The organism is Pseudolysinimonas kribbensis (assembly GCF_039531715.1).
GTDB classification, from domain to species: domain Bacteria; phylum Actinomycetota; class Actinomycetes; order Actinomycetales; family Microbacteriaceae; genus Pseudolysinimonas; species Pseudolysinimonas kribbensis.
Genome location: NZ_BAAAQO010000003.1, coordinates 207,630 through 229,915 on the forward strand (window position 1 = coordinate 207,630; position 22,286 = coordinate 229,915).

23 protein-coding genes are annotated in these 22,286 nt (G+C 72.7%); 15 read left to right on the forward strand and 8 right to left on the reverse strand.

Annotated features, from left to right (window positions below):
• Window positions 1–12: 12 nt before the first annotated feature.
• The 5 genes from ABD285_RS07580 (at window position 13) to ilvC (ending at window position 4,214) form a co-directional block, all read left to right on the forward strand.
• Window positions 13–276: a type II toxin-antitoxin system Phd/YefM family antitoxin gene (locus ABD285_RS07580; protein ID WP_284253161.1), complete on the forward strand. Its 264-nt coding sequence runs from the start codon at window positions 13–15 to the stop codon at window positions 274–276.
• Between the two features lie 2 nt (window positions 277–278).
• Window positions 279–707, forward strand: coding sequence for a type II toxin-antitoxin system VapC family toxin (locus ABD285_RS07585; protein ID WP_284253160.1), 429 nt, complete (start codon window positions 279–281; stop codon window positions 705–707).
• A 154-nt stretch (window positions 708–861) separates the two neighbouring features.
• Window positions 862–2,637 (forward strand): acetolactate synthase large subunit, encoded by a 1,776-nt coding sequence (locus tag ABD285_RS07590; protein ID WP_344201644.1) that lies wholly within the window; start codon window positions 862–864, stop codon window positions 2,635–2,637.
• A gap of 9 nt (window positions 2,638–2,646) precedes the next feature.
• Entirely contained in the window at window positions 2,647–3,156 is a 510-nt protein-coding gene (gene ilvN / locus ABD285_RS07595) for an acetolactate synthase small subunit (protein ID WP_284253159.1), read from the forward strand.
• A gap of 29 nt (window positions 3,157–3,185) precedes the next feature.
• A complete protein-coding gene (gene ilvC / locus ABD285_RS07600; RefSeq protein WP_284253158.1) occupies window positions 3,186–4,214 on the forward strand; it encodes a ketol-acid reductoisomerase in 1,029 nt (342 codons plus the stop codon).
• A gap of 31 nt (window positions 4,215–4,245) precedes the next feature.
• Here ilvC and ABD285_RS07605 read toward each other — a convergent pair whose 3' ends face one another.
• The 3 genes from ABD285_RS07605 to ABD285_RS07615 are packed head-to-tail and all read right to left on the reverse strand — an operon-like array spanning window position 4,246 to window position 5,833.
• Window positions 4,246–4,518 carry a DUF6510 family protein gene (locus ABD285_RS07605; RefSeq protein WP_284253157.1) on the reverse strand — a complete coding sequence of 91 codons (273 nt, stop codon included), beginning with the start codon at window positions 4,516–4,518 and terminating at the stop codon, window positions 4,246–4,248.
• The gene (locus ABD285_RS07610) at window positions 4,518–5,246 is read right to left on the reverse strand and encodes a ferredoxin reductase (protein WP_284253156.1); all 729 of its coding nucleotides are present in this window, start codon (window positions 5,244–5,246) and stop codon (window positions 4,518–4,520) included. The genes ABD285_RS07605 and ABD285_RS07610 overlap by 1 nt, the downstream gene beginning before the upstream one ends.
• Window positions 5,243–5,833, reverse strand: a complete 591-nt coding sequence (locus ABD285_RS07615; RefSeq protein WP_344201650.1) for a molybdopterin-dependent oxidoreductase — start codon at window positions 5,831–5,833, stop codon at window positions 5,243–5,245. The genes ABD285_RS07610 and ABD285_RS07615 overlap by 4 nt, the downstream gene beginning before the upstream one ends.
• A gap of 66 nt (window positions 5,834–5,899) precedes the next feature.
• Between ABD285_RS07615 and ABD285_RS07620 the strand changes: the two genes are divergently transcribed.
• The 4 genes from ABD285_RS07620 to ABD285_RS07635 all read left to right on the forward strand — a co-directional run bounded on the left by ABD285_RS07620 (window position 5,900) and on the right by ABD285_RS07635 (window position 11,788).
• Complete coding sequence (locus ABD285_RS07620; protein ID WP_284253155.1) at window positions 5,900–6,529, forward strand: pyridoxamine 5'-phosphate oxidase family protein; 630 nt, start codon at window positions 5,900–5,902, stop codon at window positions 6,527–6,529.
• A 185-nt stretch (window positions 6,530–6,714) separates the two neighbouring features.
• Entirely contained in the window at window positions 6,715–8,121 is a 1,407-nt protein-coding gene (locus ABD285_RS07625; RefSeq protein WP_344201653.1) for an MFS transporter, read from the forward strand.
• Window positions 8,122–8,159: 38 nt separating this feature from the next.
• The gene (locus tag ABD285_RS07630; protein ID WP_344201656.1) at window positions 8,160–10,235 is read left to right on the forward strand and encodes a molybdopterin oxidoreductase family protein; all 2,076 of its coding nucleotides are present in this window, start codon (window positions 8,160–8,162) and stop codon (window positions 10,233–10,235) included.
• On the forward strand, window positions 10,232–11,788 hold the full coding sequence (locus ABD285_RS07635; RefSeq protein ID WP_344201659.1) for an FAD-dependent oxidoreductase: 1,557 nt from the start codon (window positions 10,232–10,234) through the stop codon (window positions 11,786–11,788). Before ABD285_RS07630 ends, ABD285_RS07635 begins: the two co-directional genes overlap by 4 nt.
• Window positions 11,789–11,810: 22 nt before the next feature.
• Here the strand turns inward: ABD285_RS07635 and ABD285_RS07640 are convergent, their stop codons facing one another.
• From ABD285_RS07640 to nirB, 3 genes are read right to left on the reverse strand one after another with little or no spacing between them, the layout of a single operon-like run.
• Window positions 11,811–12,941 carry a uroporphyrinogen-III synthase gene (locus ABD285_RS07640; RefSeq protein WP_284253153.1) on the reverse strand — a complete coding sequence of 377 codons (1,131 nt, stop codon included), beginning with the start codon at window positions 12,939–12,941 and terminating at the stop codon, window positions 11,811–11,813.
• A complete protein-coding gene (cobA, locus tag ABD285_RS07645) occupies window positions 12,938–13,720 on the reverse strand; it encodes a uroporphyrinogen-III C-methyltransferase (RefSeq protein ID WP_284253152.1) in 783 nt (260 codons plus the stop codon). Before cobA ends, ABD285_RS07640 begins: the two co-directional genes overlap by 4 nt.
• Complete coding sequence (gene nirB, locus ABD285_RS07650; protein WP_344201663.1) at window positions 13,720–16,287, reverse strand: nitrite reductase large subunit NirB; 2,568 nt, start codon at window positions 16,285–16,287, stop codon at window positions 13,720–13,722. The genes cobA and nirB overlap by 1 nt, the downstream gene beginning before the upstream one ends.
• A gap of 181 nt (window positions 16,288–16,468) precedes the next feature.
• On the opposite strand from nirB, the gene nirD reads away from it, so the two are divergent.
• Both nirD and ABD285_RS07660 read left to right on the forward strand, forming a co-directional pair.
• Window positions 16,469–16,789 carry a nitrite reductase small subunit NirD gene (gene nirD / locus ABD285_RS07655; protein WP_284253151.1) on the forward strand — a complete coding sequence of 107 codons (321 nt, stop codon included), beginning with the start codon at window positions 16,469–16,471 and terminating at the stop codon, window positions 16,787–16,789.
• Window positions 16,786–17,559: a sirohydrochlorin chelatase gene (locus ABD285_RS07660; RefSeq protein ID WP_284253150.1), complete on the forward strand. Its 774-nt coding sequence runs from the start codon at window positions 16,786–16,788 to the stop codon at window positions 17,557–17,559. Before nirD ends, ABD285_RS07660 begins: the two co-directional genes overlap by 4 nt.
• Here ABD285_RS07660 and ABD285_RS07665 read toward each other — a convergent pair.
• Entirely contained in the window at window positions 17,501–18,379 is an 879-nt protein-coding gene (locus tag ABD285_RS07665) for a rhodanese-like domain-containing protein (RefSeq protein ID WP_344201670.1), read from the reverse strand. The two genes, ABD285_RS07660 and ABD285_RS07665, sit on opposite strands and share 59 nt — an antisense overlap.
• A 35-nt stretch (window positions 18,380–18,414) precedes the next feature.
• On the opposite strand from ABD285_RS07665, the gene deoD reads away from it, so the two are divergent.
• From deoD to serA, 4 genes are all read left to right on the forward strand, one after another.
• Window positions 18,415–19,128 (forward strand): purine-nucleoside phosphorylase, encoded by a 714-nt coding sequence (gene deoD / locus ABD285_RS07670; RefSeq protein ID WP_284253148.1) that lies wholly within the window; start codon window positions 18,415–18,417, stop codon window positions 19,126–19,128.
• 33 nt (window positions 19,129–19,161) lie between these two features.
• The gene (locus ABD285_RS07675) at window positions 19,162–19,632 is read left to right on the forward strand and encodes a hypothetical protein (protein ID WP_284253147.1); all 471 of its coding nucleotides are present in this window, start codon (window positions 19,162–19,164) and stop codon (window positions 19,630–19,632) included.
• Window positions 19,629–19,952 carry a hypothetical protein gene (locus ABD285_RS07680; protein ID WP_344201675.1) on the forward strand — a complete coding sequence of 108 codons (324 nt, stop codon included), beginning with the start codon at window positions 19,629–19,631 and terminating at the stop codon, window positions 19,950–19,952. Before ABD285_RS07675 ends, ABD285_RS07680 begins: the two co-directional genes overlap by 4 nt.
• A gap of 106 nt (window positions 19,953–20,058) precedes the next feature.
• Complete coding sequence (gene serA, locus ABD285_RS07685; RefSeq protein WP_284253146.1) at window positions 20,059–21,654, forward strand: phosphoglycerate dehydrogenase; 1,596 nt, start codon at window positions 20,059–20,061, stop codon at window positions 21,652–21,654.
• 58 nt (window positions 21,655–21,712) lie between these two features.
• Here serA and ABD285_RS07690 read toward each other — a convergent pair whose 3' ends face one another.
• The gene (locus tag ABD285_RS07690) at window positions 21,713–21,964 is read right to left on the reverse strand and encodes a DUF6458 family protein (protein ID WP_344201678.1); all 252 of its coding nucleotides are present in this window, start codon (window positions 21,962–21,964) and stop codon (window positions 21,713–21,715) included.
• Window positions 21,965–22,286: the final 322 nt, after the last annotated feature.

Here is a 22,286-nt window from a genome sequence, read left to right on the forward strand (position 1 = left end):
TACGGTGTGCGCGTGGCCCAGGTGATCAGCCAGCGCGAGATGCGCAACCGCAGCGGCGAGGTGCTGCGCGCCGTCGCCGCCGGTGAGTCGTTCATCATCACGAACGACGGGGTCGAGGTCGCGGAGCTGATCCCGCGGAACGCGCCGCGGCCGAAGCCGGCTCCCGACCGACCGGCGACCGTGCCGAAGGGCACACCGATGCCGTTCCGGCACAACTCTCCCGACGGTCCGAGCTCGCAGGAGGTCCTCGACGAGCTCCGCGCGGAGAGGTTTTAGCGTTGACGCGCCGGGTCTATTTCGACACGTCCGCCGCCATGAAGCTGCTGCACCCGGAAGCGCACAGCGCAGATGTCGCCCGGTGGGTGGACGACCCGCAGATCGAGGCCGTCAGCTCGTCCCTTCTCGAGACCGAACTCCGCCGCGGGGCGGCCAGGTGGGAGATCCGGCAGGAGGACGCCACGCAGGTCATTGATCGGTTCGCTCTCTACGAGCATCCGGGCTGGGAGTTCAAGGCGGCCGGTCTCCTTCCGGACCGGGCCGCGCGCTCTCTCGACGCGATCCACGTCGCCGCCGCGCTCCGCGTCGAAGCCCACGCGCTCGTCACGTACGACGCCCGGATGATCGCCGCCGCGTCCGCCATGGGGCTTCCCGTCATCCGGCCCGGCATCGACGCCGACGCGTCGGTCGCCCCCGCCGGCATCGGATAGCATGGGCGGACGATAGACACCCGGGTGGCACAACCAGTCCTGGCGTGGGCGACGCTCGCATCACAGTGAGCGTCGGCATTCTGATCAGGATGACGACGTCATTCGCGCGGCTCTCCTCCTGATTCCCACCGACGGTCACACCCTAGGAATCACTATGTCCATCACCGACACCCCGCCCGCCCGCAACGCCGCTGCGCCCATCCTCACGGGATCCGGCGCCATCCTGGCGAGCCTCGAGAAGCTGGGCGTCACCGACGTCTTCGGCATCCCGGGCGGCGCCATCATGCCGTTCTACGACGAGCTCATGTCGTCGACGGCGATCCGCCACATCCTCACCCGGCACGAGCAGGGCGCCGGCCACGCGGCCGAGGGCTATGCCGTCGCGTCCGGCCGGGTCGGCGTGTGCATCGCGACCTCCGGGCCCGGCGCGACGAACCTCGTCACCGCGATCGCCGACGCCTACATGGACTCCGTGCCGCTCATCGCGATCACCGGGCAGGTGTTCTCGACGGTCATGGGCACCGACGCGTTCCAGGAGGTCGACATCGTGGGCATCACGATGCCGATCACGAAGCACTCGATCCTCGTCAAGACACCCGAGGAGGTGCCGGCCGCGATCGCCGAGGCCTACCAGATCGCGACCACGGGACGACCGGGGCCGGTGCTCGTCGACGTCACGAAGGACGCGCAGCAGAACTCGGCCCCGTTCATCTGGCCGCCGAAGACCGACCTGCCCGGCTACCGCCCGGTGACGAAGGCGCACGGCAAGCAGATCATCGCCGCGGCCGAGCTCCTCTCGACCTCGAGCCGTCCGGTGCTCTACGTGGGCGGCGGCGTGCTGCGTGCGGAGGCGCAGGACGAGCTCGCGCGGCTCGTCGACCTGACCGGCGCGCCGGTCGTGACGACGCTCATGGCGCGCGGCGTCTTCCCGGACTCACGTCGCGAGCACCTCGGGATGCCCGGCATGCACGGGTCGGTGCCCGCCGTCCTCGCGCTGCAGGAGAGCGATCTCATCGTGGCGATCGGCGCCCGGTTCGACGACCGCGTGACCGGCCGCGTCGCCGACTTCGCGCCGCACGCGAAGATCGTGCACATCGACATCGACCCCGCCGAGATCGGCAAGATCCGCCAGGCCGACGTGCCGATCGTGGGGGATGCCAAGGAGGTGCTCGTCGAGCTGCTCGATGCGACGACCGGCCTCGGCAAGCCCGACCTAGCAGAGTGGTGGACCAGGCTCGACGGCCTGCGCGGCGACTATCCGCTGGGCTACACCGAGCCCGACGATGGCCTGCTCGCGCCCCAGGGGGTCATCCAGCGGATCGGCGAGCTCACCGGACCGGAGGGCGTGTACGTCGCGGGCGTGGGCCAGCACCAGATGTGGGCGGCGCAGTTCATCGACTACGAGCGGCCGCACGCCTGGCTCAACTCGGGCGGCGCGGGCACGATGGGCTATTCCGTGCCCGCCGCCATGGGGGCGAAGGTCGCCCAGCCGGACCGCGTGGTCTGGGCGATCGACGGCGACGGATGCTTCCAGATGACCAATCAGGAGCTCGCCACCTGCACGATCAACGACATCCCGATCAAGGTCGCGATCATCAACAACTCGTCGCTCGGCATGGTGCGGCAGTGGCAGACCCTGTTCTACGACGGGCGTCACTCGTTCACCGACCTGAACACGGGGCACGACACCGTGCGCATCCCCGACTTCGTGAAGCTGGCCGAGGCGTACGGCGCCCTCGGCATCCGGGTCACGGAGAAGGAGGAGGTCGACGCGGCGATTAAGCTCGCGCTCGAGACCAACGACCGCCCGGTCGTGATCGACTTCGTCGTCAGCCGCGACGCCATGGTGTGGCCGATGGTGCCGCAGGGCGTCGGCAACTCCTCGGTGCAGTACGCACGGGACCACGCCCCCGCCTGGGAAGAGGAGTAGGGACAGCCGATGAGTCAGCATGTGCTCTCGCTCCTCGTCGAGGACAAGCCGGGTCTGCTCACCCGCGTCGCGGGGCTGTTCGCGCGTCGCGGCTTCAACATCACGTCGCTCGCGGTCGGGCCGACCGAGGTCGGCGGTCTCTCGCGCATCACCGTCGTGGTCGACGTCGAGGACCAGCCCCTCGAGCAGGTGACCAAGCAGCTGAACAAGCTCATCAACGTGATCAAGATCGTCGAGCTCGAGCCGGGCCAGGCCGTGCAGCGCGAGCACCTGCTCGTCAAGGTCAGGGTCGACAACCCGACCCGCTCGCAGGTGCTCGAGGCCGTGACCCTGTTCCGCGCCCGCGTCGTCGACGTCGCCACCGACGCCCTCGTCATCGAGGTGACGGGCGACAGCGGCAAGGTGCAGGCGTTCCTGCGCGTGCTCGAGCCCTACGGCATCCGGGAACTGGCCCAGTCGGGCCTGCTCGCGATCGGGCGCGGCTCGAAGAGCATCACCGAGCGCATCTTCAAGAACTGACCGGAATCCCCTACACAGAAGGAAGCAGCATGCCCACCGAGATCTTCTACGACAAGGACGCCGACCTGTCGCTCATCCAGGGCCGCAAGGTCGCCGTGATCGGCTACGGCTCGCAGGGCCACGCCCACGCCCTGAACCTGCGCGACTCGGGCGTCGAGGTCAAGATCGGCCTGAAGCCCGACTCGAAGTCGGTCGCCAAAGCCCAGGAGGCGGGCTTCGAGGTGCTCACCGCCGCCGAGGCCGCGAAGTGGGGCGACGTCATCGTCATCCTCGCGCCCGACCAGCACCAGCGCGGGCTGTTCGCCGCCGACATCAAGGACAACCTGGAGCCCGGCAACGCGATCCTGTTCGGCCACGGCTTCAACATCCGGTTCGGCTACATCGAGGCGCCCGAGGGCGTCGACGTGATCATGGTCGCCCCGAAGGGCCCCGGCCACACCGTGCGCCGCGAGTACGAGGCCGGCCGCGGCGTGCCGATCATCGCGGCGGTCGAGAAGGACGCGACCGGCCACGCGTGGGACCTCGCCTGGTCGTACGCGAAGGGCATCGGCGGCCTGCGGGCCGGCGGCATCAAGACGACCTTCACCGAGGAGACCGAGACCGACCTGTTCGGCGAGCAGGCCGTGCTGTGCGGCGGCATGAGCCACCTCGTGCAGGCCGGCTTCGAGACCCTCGTCGAGGCGGGCTACCAGCCGCAGATCGCCTACTTCGAGGTGCTGCACGAGCTGAAGCTCATCGTCGACCTCATGTGGGAGGGCGGCATCGCCAAGCAGCGCTGGTCGATCTCCGACACGGCCGAGTACGGCGACTACGTCTCCGGCCCGCGCATCGTCGACTCGGCGGTCAAGAACCACATGAAGGACGTGCTCTCCGACATCCAGGACGGCACCTTCGCGAAGCGGTTCATCGCTGACCAGGACAACGGCGGGAAGGAGTTCCTCGAGCTCCGCGAGAAGGAGGCCGCGCACCCGATCGAGGCCACCGGCCGCGAGCTGCGGGCCCTCTTCGCCTGGAAGCAGTCGGACGCCGACTACACGGAGGGCTCGGCCGCGCGCTGATCCCGGAGCGGGTCGAGACGCGCCGTCGGCGCTACTCGACCCGCTCGTCCGGACGCGGCATCGTCAGGGTCCGGATGCCGCGGACGTCGACTGTGACCCCGTCGTCGGCGCTCACCACCCGCAGCAGGATCGCCGCGCAGGTCGGGCAATGCGCGACAGGTCCCGGGCCGTCGAAGGTGACCATCGTCTCCGCGATGATCGAGACGGTGCCGCAGTGCGCGCATCCCACCCGCATCGTCGTGACGTCGGCGCCGAGCGCGTCCGCCATGACCCCGGCGAGGGCGTTGCCGTCCACGTGACTCATCAGGTGCCTCCGAATCGCTCGGTGCGGATGTCGGCGGCGGCGTGCCCGAGCTCCTGGAGCCAGACGGCCACCTGCTCGACGAAGCCGGTCGAGCCGCAGATGAAGACCCGCGGGCGGCGCTGGGCGGGCTCGACCGACTCGGTGAGCGTCTCGCGGGTCAGCCGGCCGGCCGGACGTGTCGCGCCGGGCGGAGAGGTGCGGGTGTAGACGAGGTCGAGCTCCAGCGGGGAGCCGTCGGCGGCCTGCTGCAGCTCATTGCGATAGAAGACGTCGTCCGGCGTGCGCACGGAGTACAGCAGCCGGAAGGGCGTGGGATCGCCGGAGCCGGCGTGAGCGCGCACCATCGCGAGCAGCGGCACGACCCCCGACCCTCCGGCGATGAGCTGGACGGGCCGCTCCGGCTCCGAGCCCGGTCGCCACACGAAGTAGCCGCCGAGCGGGCCGTGCACCTCGAGCTGATCGCCGACCGCGAGCTCGTCGACGAGGAACGGCGACACCTCGCCGTCGGGGAGCCGATCGACCGCGAGCTCGACCCGGGTCGAGGGCCCGGCGGAGGCGATCGAGTACGACCGGCTGGCCTGGTATCCGTCGGGCGCCGTCAACCGCACGTCGAGGTGCTGTCCCGCGTCGTTGCCCGGCCACCCCGGCACCTCGAGCTCGATCCGGCGCGCCGACGCCGTCTCGGGGCGTGCGGCCACGACGGTGGCCACATGCCACGCGGCCGTCACGAATAGCGCTCCTCGCGCCACGGGTCGCCGTGCAGGTGATAGCCGTTCTGCTCCCAGAATCCGGGACCGTCGTCGGGCATGGCGCGCAGCCCCGCGATCCATTTCGCGCTCTTCCAGAAGTACAGGTGCGGCACCAGCAGCCGGGCCGGTCCGCCGTGCTCGGGGGACAGGGGCTCGCCGTCGGCCTCGATCGCGATCCAGGACTGCCCGTCGAGCAGCTCGTCCAGGGGCACGTTGGTCGTGTATCCGCCGAAGCTCTGCGCCATGACGTAGTCGTACTGCGTCTCGACCTCGGCGAAGATCGCGTCGAGCGGCACGCCGCGCCAGGCCATGCCGAGCTTCGACCAGTGGGTGACGCAGTGGATGTCGACGGTCACGTCCTCGACGCCGAGGGCGAGGAACTCGTCCCAGCCCCATGTCCTGCTGCCCGTCTCCGTCGCGACCGTGAACGACCAGTCGGCCGTGTCGATCCGCGGGGTCGGCCCCGCCGACAGGACGGGCCAATCGGCGACGAGGGTCTGGCCCGGGGGGAGGTCGGGATCGGGTTCGCGCCGATGGCCTCCGAACCCGCGTGTGACGAGAGCCATGGCCGTCAGCCTACGTCCGCGGGAGCCGGGGCCACCAGGCCGGCACGGCTGGGTAGAGTCGCGAACATGGACGATCGGGGAGTTGCCGTGCGCACCGCCGCCGAGCTCGAGGAGATCGTGGGAACGCCGATCCCGCGGGTCGCCGAGAAGGTGCGCGAGCGCCTGCACGATCTGGACCGCGAGTGGATCGGCGCCTCGCCGCTCGTGTTCATCGCCACCCGGGGTGCCGACGGCGGCGTCGACGTGTCGCCGAAGGGCGACCCGGCCGGGTTCGTCCGGGTGCTCGACGAGCGCACCGTCGCGATCCCCGAGCGTCCCGGCAACCGGCGTGCCGACGGCTTCCACAATCTGCTGGCCGACCCCCACATCGGCCTGATCTTCGTCATCCCGGGCCGGGGCGACACGCTCCGGGTCAACGGCACGGCGACGGTCGTGCGCGATGCGCCGTTCCTGTCCGACATGGAGGTGCGCGGCCACGTTCCGCGGCTGGCGACCCTGGTCGAGATCGACGAGGTGTTCTTCCACTGCTCGAAGGCGCTGCTGCGGTCGGAGGCCTGGCATCCGGAATCGTGGCAACCGCAGGCCGCCGCCCGCCGCGCCGTCATCGCGCAGGCGCTCGAGCGTCCCGGCGAGGCGCTGGAGGCGCTCGACGAGTACTACGGCGCCGCCTACGCGGAGGGCCTCTACCGCGGGTGACGTCCCGCCCGGGTCGGACCGCTCGCGTGTGACGACCGTGTTTCCTCCTGCTCGCACGGGCCGTCGACCTCGGTGATCACCTCGTGACGGCGCGGTGACGGCTTCGCCGATCGATGGAAACACGGCTCTCCTAGCGTCGGTCGTGACGACGCGCCGCGTCGTCCGCACGAGTGAGGAGCCTCGGGATGACGACGACGGAAGCCACGCCGGCACCGCCCCCGGCCGAGAGGATTCCACCCCGGGACGCCGACGCCGCGGGGCTCGTGCATCGGCCGGGGCGGTGGATCGACGGTTGGCGCGCCGAGGACCCCGCGCAGTGGGCTGCCGGGGGCCGTACGATCGCCCGTCGCAACCTCGCGTGGTCGATCTTCGCCGAGTTCCTCGGCTTCATCGTCTGGCAGCTGTGGAGCATCGTCGTGGTGCAGCTGCCGGCGGCGGGCTTCGCGTTCGACGCCGGTCAGGTCTTCTGGCTGATCTCGATGCCGAGCCTCGTCGGGGCGACGCTGCGGCTGCCGTACACGTTCCTGGTGCCCCGGATCGGCGGCCGCAACTGGACGATGATCTCGGCGGCGCTCCTGCTGATCCCGACGGTCGCGCTGGCGGTGTGCGTCTCGAGTCCGGCGACGCCGTTCGGCGTCATGCTGTTCGTCGCAGCGCTCTCCGGCTTCGGCGGCGGCAACTTCGCCAGCTCGATGGCCAACATCACCTTCTTCTTCCCGCAGAAGGAGAAGGGCTTCGCGCTCGGCCTCAACGCCGCGGGCGGCAACGTGGGGGCGTCGGCGGCGCAGTTCGTGGTGCCCGTGGCCGTCACGATCGGCGCCGGCACCGCTGTGAATCTGCCGCTCGCCGGATGGATCTGGGTGCCGCTGATCGTCGTCGCCGTGGTCGGCGCCTGGCGCTTCATGGACAATCTCTCGCACACCAGAGCGGACCTCGCGGCCTCGTTGCGCGCCGTGCGCGAGCCGCACCTCTGGGTGCTGGCACTGCTCTACATCGGCACGTTCGGCTCCTTCATCGGGTTCGCCGGCGTCTTCCCGAAACTCATCGTCGACCAGTTCCCGCGGTTCTCGAGCATCGAGGTCGGCAGCACGGCGATCTCACTCGCCTTCCTCGGCGCGCTGGTCGGCTCGGTCGCGCGGCCGTTCGGGGGCCGCCTCGCGGACCGGTTCGGGGGCGCGCTCATCACGGTGATCGCGTTCGCGATCATGGCACTCGGCGCCGGCGGCCTCATCCTCGTGCTCGGCCGCGGGACCTTCGGGGAGTTCCTCGGCTGCTTCCTGCTGCTGTTCGTCGCGACCGGGATCGGCAACGGCTCCGTGTACCGGATGATCCCGACCGTGTTCGCGGCGCGGGCCGGCGTGGAGGACGCGAGTCACCGATCCGGCGATGTCGGCACCCAGCGCCGGACCGCGGCGGCGCTCGGGATCATCTCCGCGGTCGGTGCCTACGGCGGCTTCGTCATCCCGCAGCTGCTCGGCCTGTCCACGACCGCCACCGGGGGATATGCGACCGCGATCGCCGGCATCGGCATCGCCTACCTGGTGCTCATGATCGCCACGGCCGCGTTGTACCTGCGCAGCGGGCGGGCATGAGAGCCCCGGTTCCGGCCGGCGACGTCCCGGGAGGTGCGATGCCGGCAGCCGCGACGCACTGCCCCTACTGCGCGTTCCAGTGCGCCATGTCGCTCGAGCCCCGGGCCGCGCCGGCGGCGCCCGTGGTCGTCGGGCGCGACTTCCCCACCAATCGCGGAGGGCTGTGCAAGAAGGGCTGGACCTCCGCCGAGCTCCTCGTCGCGCGCGACCGCGTCGTCGAGCCCCTCATGCGCGACGAGAGCGGGCGTCTGGTTCCGACCGACTGGGACACCGCCCTCGACCGGATCGCCGGATGCCTGGCGGCGTCGCGGCGTGAGCACGGGGCCGACTCGGTCGCGGTCTTCGGCGGGGGAGGCCTGACCAACGAGAAGGCGTACCTGCTCGGTAAGTTCGCCCGGCTCGCCCTCGGCACCAGCCGCATCGACTACAACGGCAGGTTCTGCATGTCGTCCGCCGCGGCGGCCGGCAATCGCGCCTTCGGCGTCGACCGCGGGCTGCCGTTCCCGGTGACGGATCTCGACGACGCGGAGACGATCCTCCTGCTCGGCAGCAACGTGGCCGAGACCATGCCGCCCTTCGTCGCGCACCTCGCGCACACCCGCGCGGCCGGGGGACTCGTCGTGGTCGATCCGCGGCGTTCGGCGACCGCCCGGCTCACGGCCGACGGGTGCGGCATCCACCTGCAGCCTGTGCCGGGCACCGACCTCGTCCTGCTGCTCGGGCTGCTGCACGTCGTGATCCAGGAGGGCTTGGCCGACGAGGGTTATCTGCGCGACCGCACGACCGGCTTCGAGGAGGTCCGGCGCAGCGTGAACGCGTGGTGGCCGGAGGCCGTGCAGGCCCGCACCGGCGTTCCGGCTGACGATATCCGCCGAGTCGCCCGGCGGCTCGCGGGCGGACGCACCTACATCCTCACGGGCCGCGGTGTCGAGCAGCACGTCGACGGCACCGACACGGCGACCGCCGCGATCAACCTGGCGCTCGCTCTCGGGCTGGTCGGGTCGCCGGCGAGCGGCTACGGGACGCTGACCGGGCAGGGCAACGGGCAGGGCGGCCGGGAGCACGGCCAGAAGGCCGATCAGCTGCCCGGCTACCGCTCCATCTCCGATCCGGTCGCGCGAGCGATGGTCGCCGAGGTGTGGGGGGTGGACCCCGGGTCCATCCCGGGCCCCGGCGTGCCCGCGGTGCAGCTGCTCGACGAGATCGGGCGGCCCGGCCGGGTGCGCTGCCTGCTCGTGCACGGCTCGAACGTCGTGGTCTCGGCCCCGGATGCCGGGCGCGTCCGCGCCGCCCTCGAGCGCCTCGAGCTGCTGGTGGTGTGCGACTTCTTCCTCTCCGAGACGGCCGAGCTCGCCGATGTCGTGCTGCCCGTGCCGCAATGGGCCGAGGAGGAGGGCACCATGACCTCGCTCGAGGGCCGTGTCATCCGGCGCCGAGCGGCGCTCGCCCCGCCCCCGCTCGTGCGCAGTGAACTCTGGATCCTGGCCGAGCTGGCCCGGCGCCTGGGCTCGCCGTCGGAGTTCCCCGTCGACCCGGCCGTGGTGTTCGACGAGCTGGCCCGCGCCTCCCGGGGAGGGCCGGCCGACTACTCCGGTCTCAGCCACGAGCTCCTCGACACGGAGGTGGCCGCCTACTGGCCCTTCCCGGTCGGCTCGGCGGGCACACCGCGGATGTTCCTGGACCGGTTCGCCCACTCCGACGGACGGGCTCGCCTGGTCGTCGTGCGGCCGCGCGCTGCCGAGCCGGTCGCCGACGGCACGATCGCCCTCGTCACCGGTCGACTACTCGAGCACTACCAGTCGGGCACGCAGTCGCGGCGGGTACCGGAGCTGCGGGCGGCGGCGCCCGGGGCGCGGCTCGAGGTGCATCCCGCCACCGCCGCCCGGCTCGGGCTCGTCGACGGCGGCCTGGCATCCGTGCGCGGCGCTCTGGCGGCGGTGGTCTGCCGCGTGAACGTGACCGCCGACATCCGGCTCGACACCGTGTTCCTGCCCTTCCACTTCCCGCACGACGAGAGCGCGAACCTCGTGACGGTCGCCGCGACCGACCCGCTCTCCGGCATGCCGGAGCTCAAGCGCACCACCGTGCGGGTGGAACCGGTGAGCGTTTCATGAGCGGGGCGATGCGGGTGGTGGTCGTCGGTGCGGGCCCGGTCGGGGCGCGCTTCGCCGAGGGCATGCTCCCGGCGGTCGGTGCCGGCCGGGTGGTGCTGACCCTCGTGGGCGCCGAGCCGCACGCCGCCTACAACCGGGTGCTCGTCGCCGAGTACGCCGTCGGACGCACCGAGCGCGAGCGCCTCGACCTGCCGGATGCCGCCTCGGCCCGGGAGCACGGGGCCGACGTCCGGCTGGGGGCGGCGGCGGTCGCCGTCGACCGCCGCCGGCAGATCGTGCTGCTGGAGGGCGGCGCCGAGGTCGGCTACGACCGGCTGGTGCTCGCCACCGGAGCGAGGGCGAACGTGCCCACGCTCGCCGGCCTGGAGCGGGCACGCCGGCCCCGCGGCGCCGCGGTCGCGCGCGCCGCCGAGCTGGACCGCGCGGAGGGGGCGATGCCGCCCGGCGTCGCGGTGCTGCGCGACCTGCGCGACGCGGAGCTCGTGCGCGACGCGGTGGAGGCCGGGCGTCGCATCGTGGTGCTCGGCGCGGGGGTGCTCGGCATGGAGTTCGCCCTCGCCGCGCGGGAGGAGGGCGCGTCGGTCGACGTCGTCTATCACGCGGCCGTGCCCATGGAGCGCAACCTCGATGCCGGGGCCGGGCGGGTGCTCGCCGCGGCCGCTCGCACCGCGGGCGTCCACATGCACGCGCACCGCCGCGCCGAGTCCCTGCTGCTCTCCTCGGACGACGAGCGGCGCTTCGAGGCGCTGGTCTGCGCCGACGGGTCGCAGCTGGACGGCGATCTCCTGGTGCTCTCCTGCGGCGTGACGGCGCGCTCGGAGCTCGCAATCGCGGCCGGGCTGCCGGTCTCGGGCGGCATCCTCGTCGACGAGGAACTGCGCAGCTGGGCCGACCCCGACATCCACGCGATCGGCGACTGCGCGCAGCTCGCGTCCCGCCCGGCCGATGCCACGGATCGGACCGTGCCCGGTGCGCCGTCCGGCCTCATCGGGCCCGGATGGCGGCAGGCCGACTGGCTCGCCGCGACACTCGCGGCGGAGGCGACCGGAGCTCCTCGCGCCGGGCTCCTGCCCCGCGAATCCCGCGCCGTCGTGATGCTCAAGGCCGAGGGCGTGAACGTGAGCGGAGCCGGCGAGGTGGGCCCGGAGGCGTGGGAGCACGACGACGTCGACGTCGCGACGTGGTCGGACCCGGCCCGTCGCGCCTACGCGAAGCTCGTGATCCGCGGCGACGTGCTGACCGGGTTCGTGTGCGCCGGCCTGCCGCGGCTCGGCGCGGAACTGTCGCTGCTGTTCGAGCGCGGCGGGGCGCTCGCCGCCACCCCCCTCAGCCTCCTCGCGCTCGAGGCGCAGGGGGCACCGACCGTGTCGACGGCGCCGTCGGCCGACGAGCGGGTCTGCACCTGCAACGGCGTGACCGGCGGCGCGATCCTCGACGCGGCGGCCGACGGAGCGGACACGATCCAGGCCGTCGGTGCCCGGACGCGGGCCGGCACGGGATGCGGCACCTGCCACGACCGGATCCAGTCGCTGCTCGATGCGGCGGGGGGATGACCTCGAGAGGATCCCGGCGACGTCAGACGGCGAGGCGATACCCGCGCTTGACCACGGTGGCCACGAGCTCCGGAGCCCCGAGGGTCGCCCGCAGCCGGCTCAGCGCCACCTCGACGGCATGGTCGTCCGGATCGCCCGGCAGCGCCGCCGCCAGCTGCGTGCGAGTGACCACCGCGCCGGGCGCCCGCACGAGCTCTCGCAGCAGGGCGAGCAGCGTGGGCGCTAGCCGATGGGTGCGACCGGCGAGCGTCACCGCCTGTCCGCGCAGCTCCAGCTCGCCCGCCCCGGTGCTGACGCGCACGATCCGCGCCGTTTCGAGGTGCTCGCAGACCTGCCGGATGAGGGCCCCCATCCGGAACCGTTCGGGCTGGAGCGGCCGGATCCCTGCCGCGAGGAGCGGTGCGGCGGTCACCGGTCCCACAGCGGCGGCGAGAACGTCGCCGCGCAGGGCGGCGAGCACGGGATCCAGCGCGCCGAGACCCTCCGCCGCAGACAGGAAGCCGTCGACGGCGGGAGCGCTCGTGAACGTGATCGCGTCCAGCTGCCGGGTCGCGACCGCCTCGACGATGCGCTGCACGCGCTCGTCCGACCTCCCGATCGTCGCCCAGCGGTACGGCGCGACCGTCAGCAGCCGGAATCGCTTGCGCAGTCGGTCGAGCTGCGCCTCATCGGTGTAGCCGTGCACCTGGTACGCCACCGTGAGGCCGGCCGGATGCTCGGCGAGCGCCTTGTCGACCAGCGACTCGGTCGTCTCGATCTCGCTCATCCCGCTGTCGTCGAGCCCGGCCGCCCGGATGCCGCCGCGCGCCTTCGGGCCGCGCACGAGCACCGCCGCATCGGCAAGCGCACCGACGAGGGCGTCGCCGAGCCCGGCGGCGTCCGCGACCTCGAACCAGCGCCGGACGCCGTAGCCCGTGCTGGCCAGCAGCAGCTCGGGCTCCGCCTCGATGATCGCCCGGGTGTCGTCGATGATCGGACCGTCCTCCTCCGCATTGGCGATGCGCAGGGTCGGCGCGTGCTGGACGATCGCGCCCCGCCGCTCGAAGGCGTCGATGAGGTCGTGTGAGCGCCGGTCGGAGGTCACGCCGATCCGGAACCCGACCAGCTGGTCGGCGCGGAAGGCGGTTACGGGGCCCTCGACGGGATCCGTCATCCCGACGCCGCCATGGCGCGGATCAGGTCGAGGTGCTCGTCGTGCGCGTCGGGTGCGACGTGCATGAGCCGCACGACCTCGCCGATGACGATCACGGCCGGTGAGCGGACGCCGGCGACGGCCGCGGTCACCACGATCGTCGCGAGCGTGCCCGCCGTGACGCGGCGGTCCGGCCGGTAGCCGCGCTCCAGGATCGCGATCGGCAGCGCGGGAGGGGCGCCCTGGCGTAGCAGGCCGTACACCGTGGACGGCAGGGTCGCCACGCCCATGAGCACCACGATCGTGCCCGAGAGACCGGCCAGCCGGGCCAGGTCGTCGTCGGAGAGCGGCTCGTGCCCGGAGACGACGGTGAACATCCGGCTGACCTCGCGATGCGTGAGCGGGATGCCGGCCTCGGCGGGCACGGCGAACGCGCTGCTGACGCCCGGGACGACCTCGACCTCGACCCCGGCGGCCCGGCAGGCGAGCACCTCCTCGGCGCCGCGGCCCAGCACGTATGGGTCGCCGCCCTTGAGCCGCACGACCCGGCGGCCGGCGCGGGCGTGCTCCACAAGGAGTGCCTCGATCCGTTCCTGCGGGATCGGATGATGACCGGGCCGCTTGCCGACGTCGATGAGGCGGGCCCCGGGGGCGAGTGACGGCAGTTCATCCACCGGTCCGAGCCGGTCATAGAGCACGACGTCGGCCTCCCGCAGTGCGCGGGCCGCGGCGACGGTCAGCAGATCGCTCGAGCCGGGGCCGCCGCCGACGATCCAGACCCGCCCCGCCGCCGGATCCATCAGGCGCCCTCTCGCACGGCGATCCGGCTGCCGAGCAGGACCCGGCCGTCGGAGAGCTCGTCCTCGCGCGCCGGCCGGTGCTGTTCGCGCTCCTCGACGCGTGGCAGGCCCACGTCGGGTGCATCGGGGTCGTTGATGAAGCTCCGGAAGCGCCGGAGGCGCTCGGGGTCGGCCAGGGTCGCGGCCCACTCGTCCTCGTAGGTGCCGACATGGCGGGCCATGCCGGCCTCGAGTTCCTCGGCCAGGCCGAGACTGTCGTCGACCACCACCTCGCGCACGTGATCGACGCCGCCGGGCAGATCCTCCATCCAGCGCGCCGTACGCTGGAGCCGATCGGCTGTGCGGATGTAGTACATGAGGTAGCGGTCGATGTAGCGCAGGAGCGTCTCGTCGTCGAGATCGCTCGCCAGCAGCTGCGCATGCGCCGGCTGGAAGCCGCCGTTGCCGCCGACGTACATGTTCCAGCCCGACTCGGTGGCGATCACGCCGACGTCCTTGCCGCGCGCCTCCGCGCACTCGCGCGCGCACCCCGAGACGCCGATCTTCAGCTTGTGCGGGGAACGCAGCCCGCGGTAGCGCAGCTCGATCCGGATCGCCATCGCGACGGAGTCCTGCACCCCGAAGCGGCACCAGGTCGACCCGACGCAGCTCTTCACGTTGCGCAGCGCCTTTCCGTAGGCGTGACCCGACTCGAAGCCCGCCTCGACGAGCCGGCGCCAGATGTCGGGCAGCTGGTCGAGGCTCGCGCCGAATAGGTCGATGCGCTGGGCGCCGGTGATCTTCGTGTACAGCCCGAAGTCGGCGGCGACCTCGGCGATGACGGCGAGCTTCTGCGGGGTGACCTCGCCGCCGGGGATGCGCGGCACCACCGAGTAGCTGCCGTCGCGCTGCATGTTGGCCAGGGCCCGGTCGTTGGTGTCCTGCAGGGCGGCGCGACCGCCGTCCAGGATGTACTCCTGGTGCTGGCTCGCGAGCACCGAGGCGACGGCGGGCTTGCAGAGGTCGCATCCCGTCCCGGACCCGAGCCGCCCGATGATCTCGTCGAACGAGCGCAGGCCGAGCACCCTGACCGATTCGAACAGCTCGCGCCGGGACAGCGGGATGTGCTCGCAGATGGCCCGCGAGACCTCCAGGCCGGCGGCCGCGAGCTCCTGACCCAGCAGCTTGGACAGCAGCGGCACGCAGGAGCCGCACTGGGTGCCGGCTCGCGTGCAGGTCTTGAGGGGCCCGAGTTCGTGGCACGGGTCGGCGCCGTCCCCGCCGCCGATCGCGTCGCGGACGGTGCCCACCGTGACGTTGTTGCAGGAGCACAGCAGGGCGTCATCCGGCAGCCGGGTATCGACCGCGGGGGCTCCCGCCGCCGAGAGGTAGGCGCTCGGCTCGTGGTCGAGTTCGCGCCCGAGGAGGGGTCGCAGCGCCGCGTAGGGCGCCGCATCGCCGATGAAGATCCCCCCGAGCAGCGTGCGCGCGTCGCCGGTCGTGACGACCTTCTGATAGAGCCCGCGGGCCGGGTCGGCGAAGACCACCTCGAGGGCGCCGGACGTGCGCGCGGTCGCATCGCCGAAGCTCGCGACCTCGATGCCGGCCAGCTTGAGCCGGGTCGCCTCGTCGATCTCGCCGAGCTCGGCGGTGCCGCCGAGCAGTCGGTCCGCGACGACCTCGGCCATCGCGTTCGCGGGGGCGACCAGGCCGTAGCTGCGATCCCGATGACTGGCGACCTCGCCGATCGCCCAGATGTGCTCGACGCTGGTGCGGCAGTCGTCGCCGATCGCGACGCCGCCCCGGGGGCCGGGTGCGGCGCCGATGGCCCGCGCCAGCTCGTCCCGGGGCGTGATCCCGATCGCGAAGACGACGAGCTCGGCCTCGAGCTCGGAGCCGTCGGTCAGCAGTACGCGGCGGGCGGCGGCGGCCTCGTGGATCGCGACCGGGCGGACGCCGAGCCGCAGCGCGATCCCGCGCGAGGCGATCAGCCGACCGAGTGCCTGACCGCCGCCCTCGTCGAGCTGCGACGACATCAGCCACCGGCCGGAGTGGACGATGGTCGCATCCGCGCCGAGCATGGCCGCCCCGCCCGCGGCCTCCAGTCCGAGCAGGCCGCCGCCGGCGACCACGACCCGCGGCGGTCGCCCGAGCGCGGCTCTCAGCCGGCCGATCTCCTCGCGGAGGTGGTCCACGTCGTCGATGGTGCGGTACACCCGGGCCTGCTCCGCGCCCGGGATGTCGGGGATCGTCGCCCGCGAGCCGGTCGCCAGCACGAGCTCGTCGTAGCTCTCCTCCGCCGCGTCGTCGAGCCGGACGGTGCGCGACTCCGCGTCGACGGCGACGACTCGGCGCCCGCGCAGCACGGTGAGCCGGTGATCCCAGGCGGCGGCGGGCCGGAGCGCCAGGTCGACCGGACCGCTCAGCCGGCGGCTGAGCGCGACCCGGTCGTAGGGCGGATGCTCCTCCTCGCCGATCAGCAGGATGCGCGCCTCCTCTCCCGCTCGCGCCGCGAGCGCATCGGCCAGCCGGTGGCCCGCGGGCCCCGCGCCGACGATCACGATGCGTCGTCCGCCGGATCGATCCATATGGCGATTCCTCCCCGGTCTCACGGCGACGATAGGGAGCGGCCGTTTCGCGGCAGTTGCCGCGATGTAACCGCCAGATCAACCGGCCCGCACCGGCGCGGCCTCCGGTCGTGAGGATCACGTCACGACCCCGAAACACGCGTGCACAGCGGACGAAACCCGGCGTCTCTACCCTCGGGTCATGACGGACTGGATGCGGGCCTGCAGGGCCGACGAGCTGGAGCCCGACTACGGGGAGGCGGTCCTGCTCGACGGGGAGCCGATCGCCCTCGTGCTCACCGACGGTGTCGTCTACGCGGTCGGGCATCGCGATCCGACGTCGGGCGCGCCGGTCATGGCGCGCGGCATCGTCGGGTCGCGCGGCGATCGCCCGACGCTCGCCTCCCCGCTGCACAAGGAGATCTACGACCTCCGTACCGGTGAGTGTCTGAGCACGGACGCCCCGCGGCTGCCGACCTATCCCGTGCGCATCGCCGACGGGTGGGTCGAGGTGAGCATGTGAGCGCCCCCGCCCTGCTGGCGATCTCGCACGGCACGTCGTCGCCGTCGGGGCAGCGGGCGGTGGCGACGTTCGTCGCGGCCCTGGCGCGCCGTCGCCCGGACGTCACCGTCCTCGGCGGATTCGTCGACGTGCAGCGCCCCGATGTCGATGACGTCCTCGCCGCCCTGCAGCGGGACCGCCCCGCGGTCGTCGTGCCGCTGCTGCTCTCCGCCGGGTACCACGTGCACGTGGATCTCGCCCGGAGCGCCCGCGGCGCGGATCGGCCGGTGCGGGTGGCTCGCGCCCTAGGGCCGGACGATCGCCTCGTGCGGCTCCTGGCATCCCGGCTGATCGCCGCGGGTCTCGCATCGGGCGATCGCGTCGTGCTCGCCTGCGCCGGCTCCAGCGACCGGCGCGCGGTCGAGGACTGTCGTGCGGTCGCCGCCTCGCTGGACCGCCGGCTCGGGGTCGCCGTGCGGCCGGGGTTCATCTCGGCGGCCTCGCCCGCGCTCGCTCAGGCGGTCTCGGATGCCGCGGCGGCGGCGCGCGCCGATGGCGGCCGGGTGCTCGTCGCGAGCTATCTGCTCGCCCCGGGGTACTTCGCCGAGCTCGCCCGGAGCGGCGCCGCGGACCTCGTGACCGCGCCGCTGCTCGCGGCCGACGAGGAGCCGCCGGATGTCCTCGTCGACCTGGTCTGGGACCGGTACGACGAGGTCGCCCCGGGCGGCTTGTTCAATAGCGCGGCAGGGACGGGTCGACCTGCACCGCCCACGCGTCGATCCCGCCGGTGAGGTGCCGCGCGCGGGTGAAGCCGGCCCTCTGCAGCAGGCCGAGCGCGCGCGACGAGCGGACGCCGTGGTGGCAGAACACGACGAGCGGCGCGGTCGGGTCGAGCTCGCCGATGCGCGCCGGCAGCTCGCCCATCGGGATGTGCACCGCGCCCGGCAGCGAGACGAACGACACCTCGGGCGCCTCGCGCACGTCGAGCAGGGTCGGGACCGGCTCGTGGATGCCGAGCGTCGTCGCGCCGGCCAGCAGCTTGGCGAGCGCGGGTGCGGAGATCGAGCTCGCGTCGTCCGGCTCGGGGATCGTCGTGCGCTCCTCGAGCGACCCGGGTCGCGCGACGGCGCTGTCGCGGGCGTAGCGCCGCTGCTGCAGCGTCGCGCCGTCCCAGGCGCGAACCGTGCCCGCCATCCCGGGATCGGCCAGCACGGCCGCCGCGAGTTCGGCCGCCGACCCGCCGAGAACGTCGGCCGGTGCGTCGGTGGGGGCGACCGGCGCGTCGGGCGCGTGCAGATCGCGGTAGTCGACGCCGCGCTCGTCGAAGGCGGCGCCGACCTCGCCGGCCGCGGTGTCGACCCAGACGAGCGGGATGCCGCGCACGGCCGCCGCGTCGTTGGCCAGGTAGCGGGTGGCGGCATCCCCGCTCGCGTCGAGCACGAGGTCGGCCTCCAGCAGCAGGTCGAAGGTGCGTCCCTCGACGAACGCCGCGGTGCCGGAGTCGCGGGGCGCGGGCGAGGCGGCGATCACCTCGAAGCCGGGCTCCCGGTCGAGGGCGGTGCGCGCCGCGCGGGCGGCATCCCCCTCGCCCACCAGCACGACGACCGCCATGGCTCGATCCTCTCGCACCGAAGTAGCGTGACCCCATGGCCACCCCGCACATCGCCGCCGAACCGGGCGACATCGCCCCCCACGTGCTCATGCCCGGCGACCCGCGCCGCGCCCGCCGCATCGCGGAGCGCTTCTTCGACGAGCCGCGGCTCGTGACCGAGGTGCGCGGCATCCTGGGGTTCACCGGCGGCTACCGCGGCGAGCCGGTCTCGGTGCTCGCCTCGGGCATGGGCATGCCGTCGCTCGCGATCTATGCGACCGAGCTCGCCCGGTTCTACGGGGTGCGGCGCATCGTGCGAGTGGGCACGATGGGCTCGCTGCAGCCGGAGACCGCGCGGCTCGGGGATGTCGTGATCGCCTCGAGTGCGCACACCGACAGCGCGATGAGCGGTTTCCGTGTGCCCGGCGTCGGGCTGAGCCACGCGCCGGCGTACCCGTTGCTGCGGGCCGCCGCCGACGCCGCGGCCGTGTCGGGGGCGCGGGTGCACGTCGGGCCGGTCTTCAGCTCCGACGCCTTCTACCATCCGCGCCCGGAGCTCGGGCAGGCGCTCGCCGCGATCGGCACGCTCGGGATCGAGATGGAGGCCGCGGGACTCTACGACGTCGCGGCTGCGGAGGGCGTCGAGGCGCTCGCCATCTGCACCGTCAGCGATTACGTGATCGGTCCGGAGGAGAGCATGACCTCCGATCAGCGGGAGTCGACCTTCGACGCATCGGTCGAGCTGGCGCTGGCGGCCGTGCGGGCGTGAGCCGGTCGGGCGCGGGAGTGGAACGATAGGGACGTGGCCAGTCCGACCGACCCGACGCCCGAGGGCGGCGACGTCGACGACGAGGCGCTCACCTGGGCCGGCGACGAGGAGCAGGGCCGCCGACGTCCGCGGCTCGCGGCACCCGACCCGGCCGAGGAGTCGACGCTGGAGTCGGCCGGCGACGACGAGGACCAGGAGTTCGAGCCGCCGGCGACGCCGCGCGACGTGCCGGGCGCCGCGCTGGCGGTCGTGTTCGGCATCCTGTACCTGGCCATCACGGTGGGCTGGATCTATTCGGTGCAGCTGACCGCAGCGCCGTCGGCCGACCTCTTTCCCGAGGTCGTGTGGCAGTTCGGCGAGTTCACGGCGATGGTGGCCGCCCCGATCTGGTTCGCGGCGGTGATCGCGCTCACCCGCGATCGGCCGGCGTTGCGGGCCGGGTGGTTCGCGCTCGGCGTCGGCCTGCTGCTGCCGTGGCCCGTGCTCCTGGGGCTGGCCGGATGAGCGACGAGCAGAACACGGCCGCCGCCCCGGCCGGTCGCACGGCGACCTGGATCATCGCGGTCGCCTTCGCGATCCTGTACGCCGGTCCGCTGTTCTGGGCGGTCTCCGATCTCGTCGAGTACCCCGCACAGGTCGGCGGACGCACGCCGTGGTGGCTGCTCATCGTGGCGGTCGCGATCCCGGTCGCGCTCTACGTCGGGGGGCTGCTCCTCGGCCGAGCGCGCACCCCCGTGCTGCGCACCATCCTGCTGGGCGCGGGGCTCTGCGCCGCGAACGCGCTCACCATCGCCGGGATCGCGCTCGCCCCGTTCCTGCTCTGAGGCGCGGCTCAGTCGCCCGCCGGACGGGACCCGCCCGGCGGTCCGGGCACCCCCGCGCGCCCCGGTAGGCTGGCGTCACCCCTTTCGCCTACGTAGAGGATCCTCCGTGGCCAAGCCGGTCGTGCTGATCGCCGAAGAACTGTCTCCCGCCACCGTCGAAGCCCTCGGGCCCGACTTCGAGATCCGGTCGGTCGACGGCACCGACCGCCCGGCGCTGCTCGCGGCGCTCGCGGGGGCGGATGCCGTGCTCATCCGATCGGCGACCCGCATGGATGCGGAGGCGATCGCCGCGAACCCGCAGTTGAAGGTCATCGCGCGCGCGGGCGTCGGGCTCGACAACGTCGACATCAAGGCGGCGACCGAGGCCGGCGTCATGGTCGTGAACGCGCCGACCTCCAACATCATCAGCGCCGCCGAGCTGACCATCGGGCACATCCTGAGTCTCGCCCGCCACATCCCGGCCGCGCACGCGAGTCTCGCGGCGGGGGAGTGGAAGCGCTCCAAGTACACCGGCACGGAGCTGTTCGAGAAGACCCTCGGCATCATCGGTCTCGGCCGCATCGGCGCCCTCATCACCGAGCGCATGCAGGCATTCGGCATGGAGGTCATCGCCTACGACCCGTACGTCACCGCGGCGCGCGCGCAGCAGCTCGGGGTGCGGCTCGTGAGCCTCGACGAGGTGCTCGCGGAGTCCGACTTCATCACGATCCACATGCCGAAGACGCCCGAGACGACGGGCATGATCGCCGGGCCGCAGCTGGCCGCGATGAAGTCGACGGCGTACATCGTCAACGTGGCCCGCGGCGGCCTGATCGACGAGGCGGCTCTCGCCCAGGCGCTGCGCGACGGTCAGATCGCCGGCGCGGGCATCGACGTCTTCTCCAGCGAGCCCCCGGCCGACGACGTGCTCACCGCGGCCCCGAACATCGTCGTCACCCCGCACCTCGGCGCCTCCACCGACGAAGCGCAGGAGAAGGCAGGCGTCTCGGTCGCGCGTTCGGTGCGGCTCGCCCTCGGCGGCGAGCTGGTGCCGGATGCCGTCAACGTCGCCGGCGGCGCGATCGACCCGTTCGTACGCCCGGGCATCGCGCTCGTCGAGAAGCTCGGCCAGATCCTCGCCGCGGTGGCCGGACACGGCGCGCTCACCGACCTCGAGATCGACGTGCGCGGCGAACTCGCCGCCTACGACGTGAGCGTCTACCGGCTCGCGGCGCTCAAGGGCTACTTCACGAACCAGGTGACCGAGAACGTGTCGTACGTGAACGCGCCGCTGCTCGCCGAGCAGCGCGGCATCGCGTCGAGCCTGTCGACCGCCGAGGACAGCAGGGACTACCGCAACACGACCACGCTTCGCGGCGTGCTCTCCGACGGCACGACCGTCGAGGTGTCGGGCACCCTGTCGGGTACCAAGATGGTCGAGAAGATCATCGGCCTGAACGGGTACGACATCGAGGTGCCGATCGCGGAGCACCACGTCGTCATGCTCTACACCGACCGGCCGGGGATCGTCGCGGCCTACGGGCGCGAGTTCGGCGAGGCGGGCGTCAACATCGCCGGCATGCAGATCGCCCGGCGCAGCGCTGGCGGGCAGGCTCTGACGATCGTGACGGTCGACTCGCCGGTGCCCGACGACGTGCTCGAGCGCGTGCGCGGCGCCATCGACGCGGACGACGTGCGCGAGATCGACATCGTCGAGGCATAGGGCGGTCCAGGAGCGAGCGGGTCGAGGAACACCGCGGCTCCTCGACCCGCTCGTCCGCTCAGACCGGCGGGTCGACGTCGGTCGACGAACTCCGCACCGAGTTGCCCGTGGCCGGGTCGACGGCGGTGCGCTCGACGGTCGTGGCTCCTCGGCGGCGCATCATCGCGACCAGGCCGACGATGAACAGCACGACGCCGGCCACCATGAGGATCCCCCCGATGATGGGCATGCTCACGCCCGGCACCGCGAAGGAGACGCCGAACGCGAGGATCGCGCCGACGACGAACAGCAGGACTCCACCTACCACCATGGTCAGCTCCTATCTCGTTCCGGGAGTGTTCCCGGGTACGGCCTGACGCTAAGCCCGGTTGGTGAGGCCTGTCTCATCTCCGAGGCCGGGGACGGCGCGGGATAGGCTGGGACCCTCTCGCGAGCCCCGGAAATCCGGGGCCGCCCGGCACCCTGGATGTCGCCTGGACATTCACTCGGCCCGTATGCGAATGGAGCCCCGCGACGTGACCCGCAGCATCGACCTGGCCGTGATCCCGGGCGACGGGATCGGTCGCGAGGTGGTGCCGGAGGCCGTCGAGACCCTGCGGGCCGCGCTCGGCGCCGACGCGGCGATCACGACG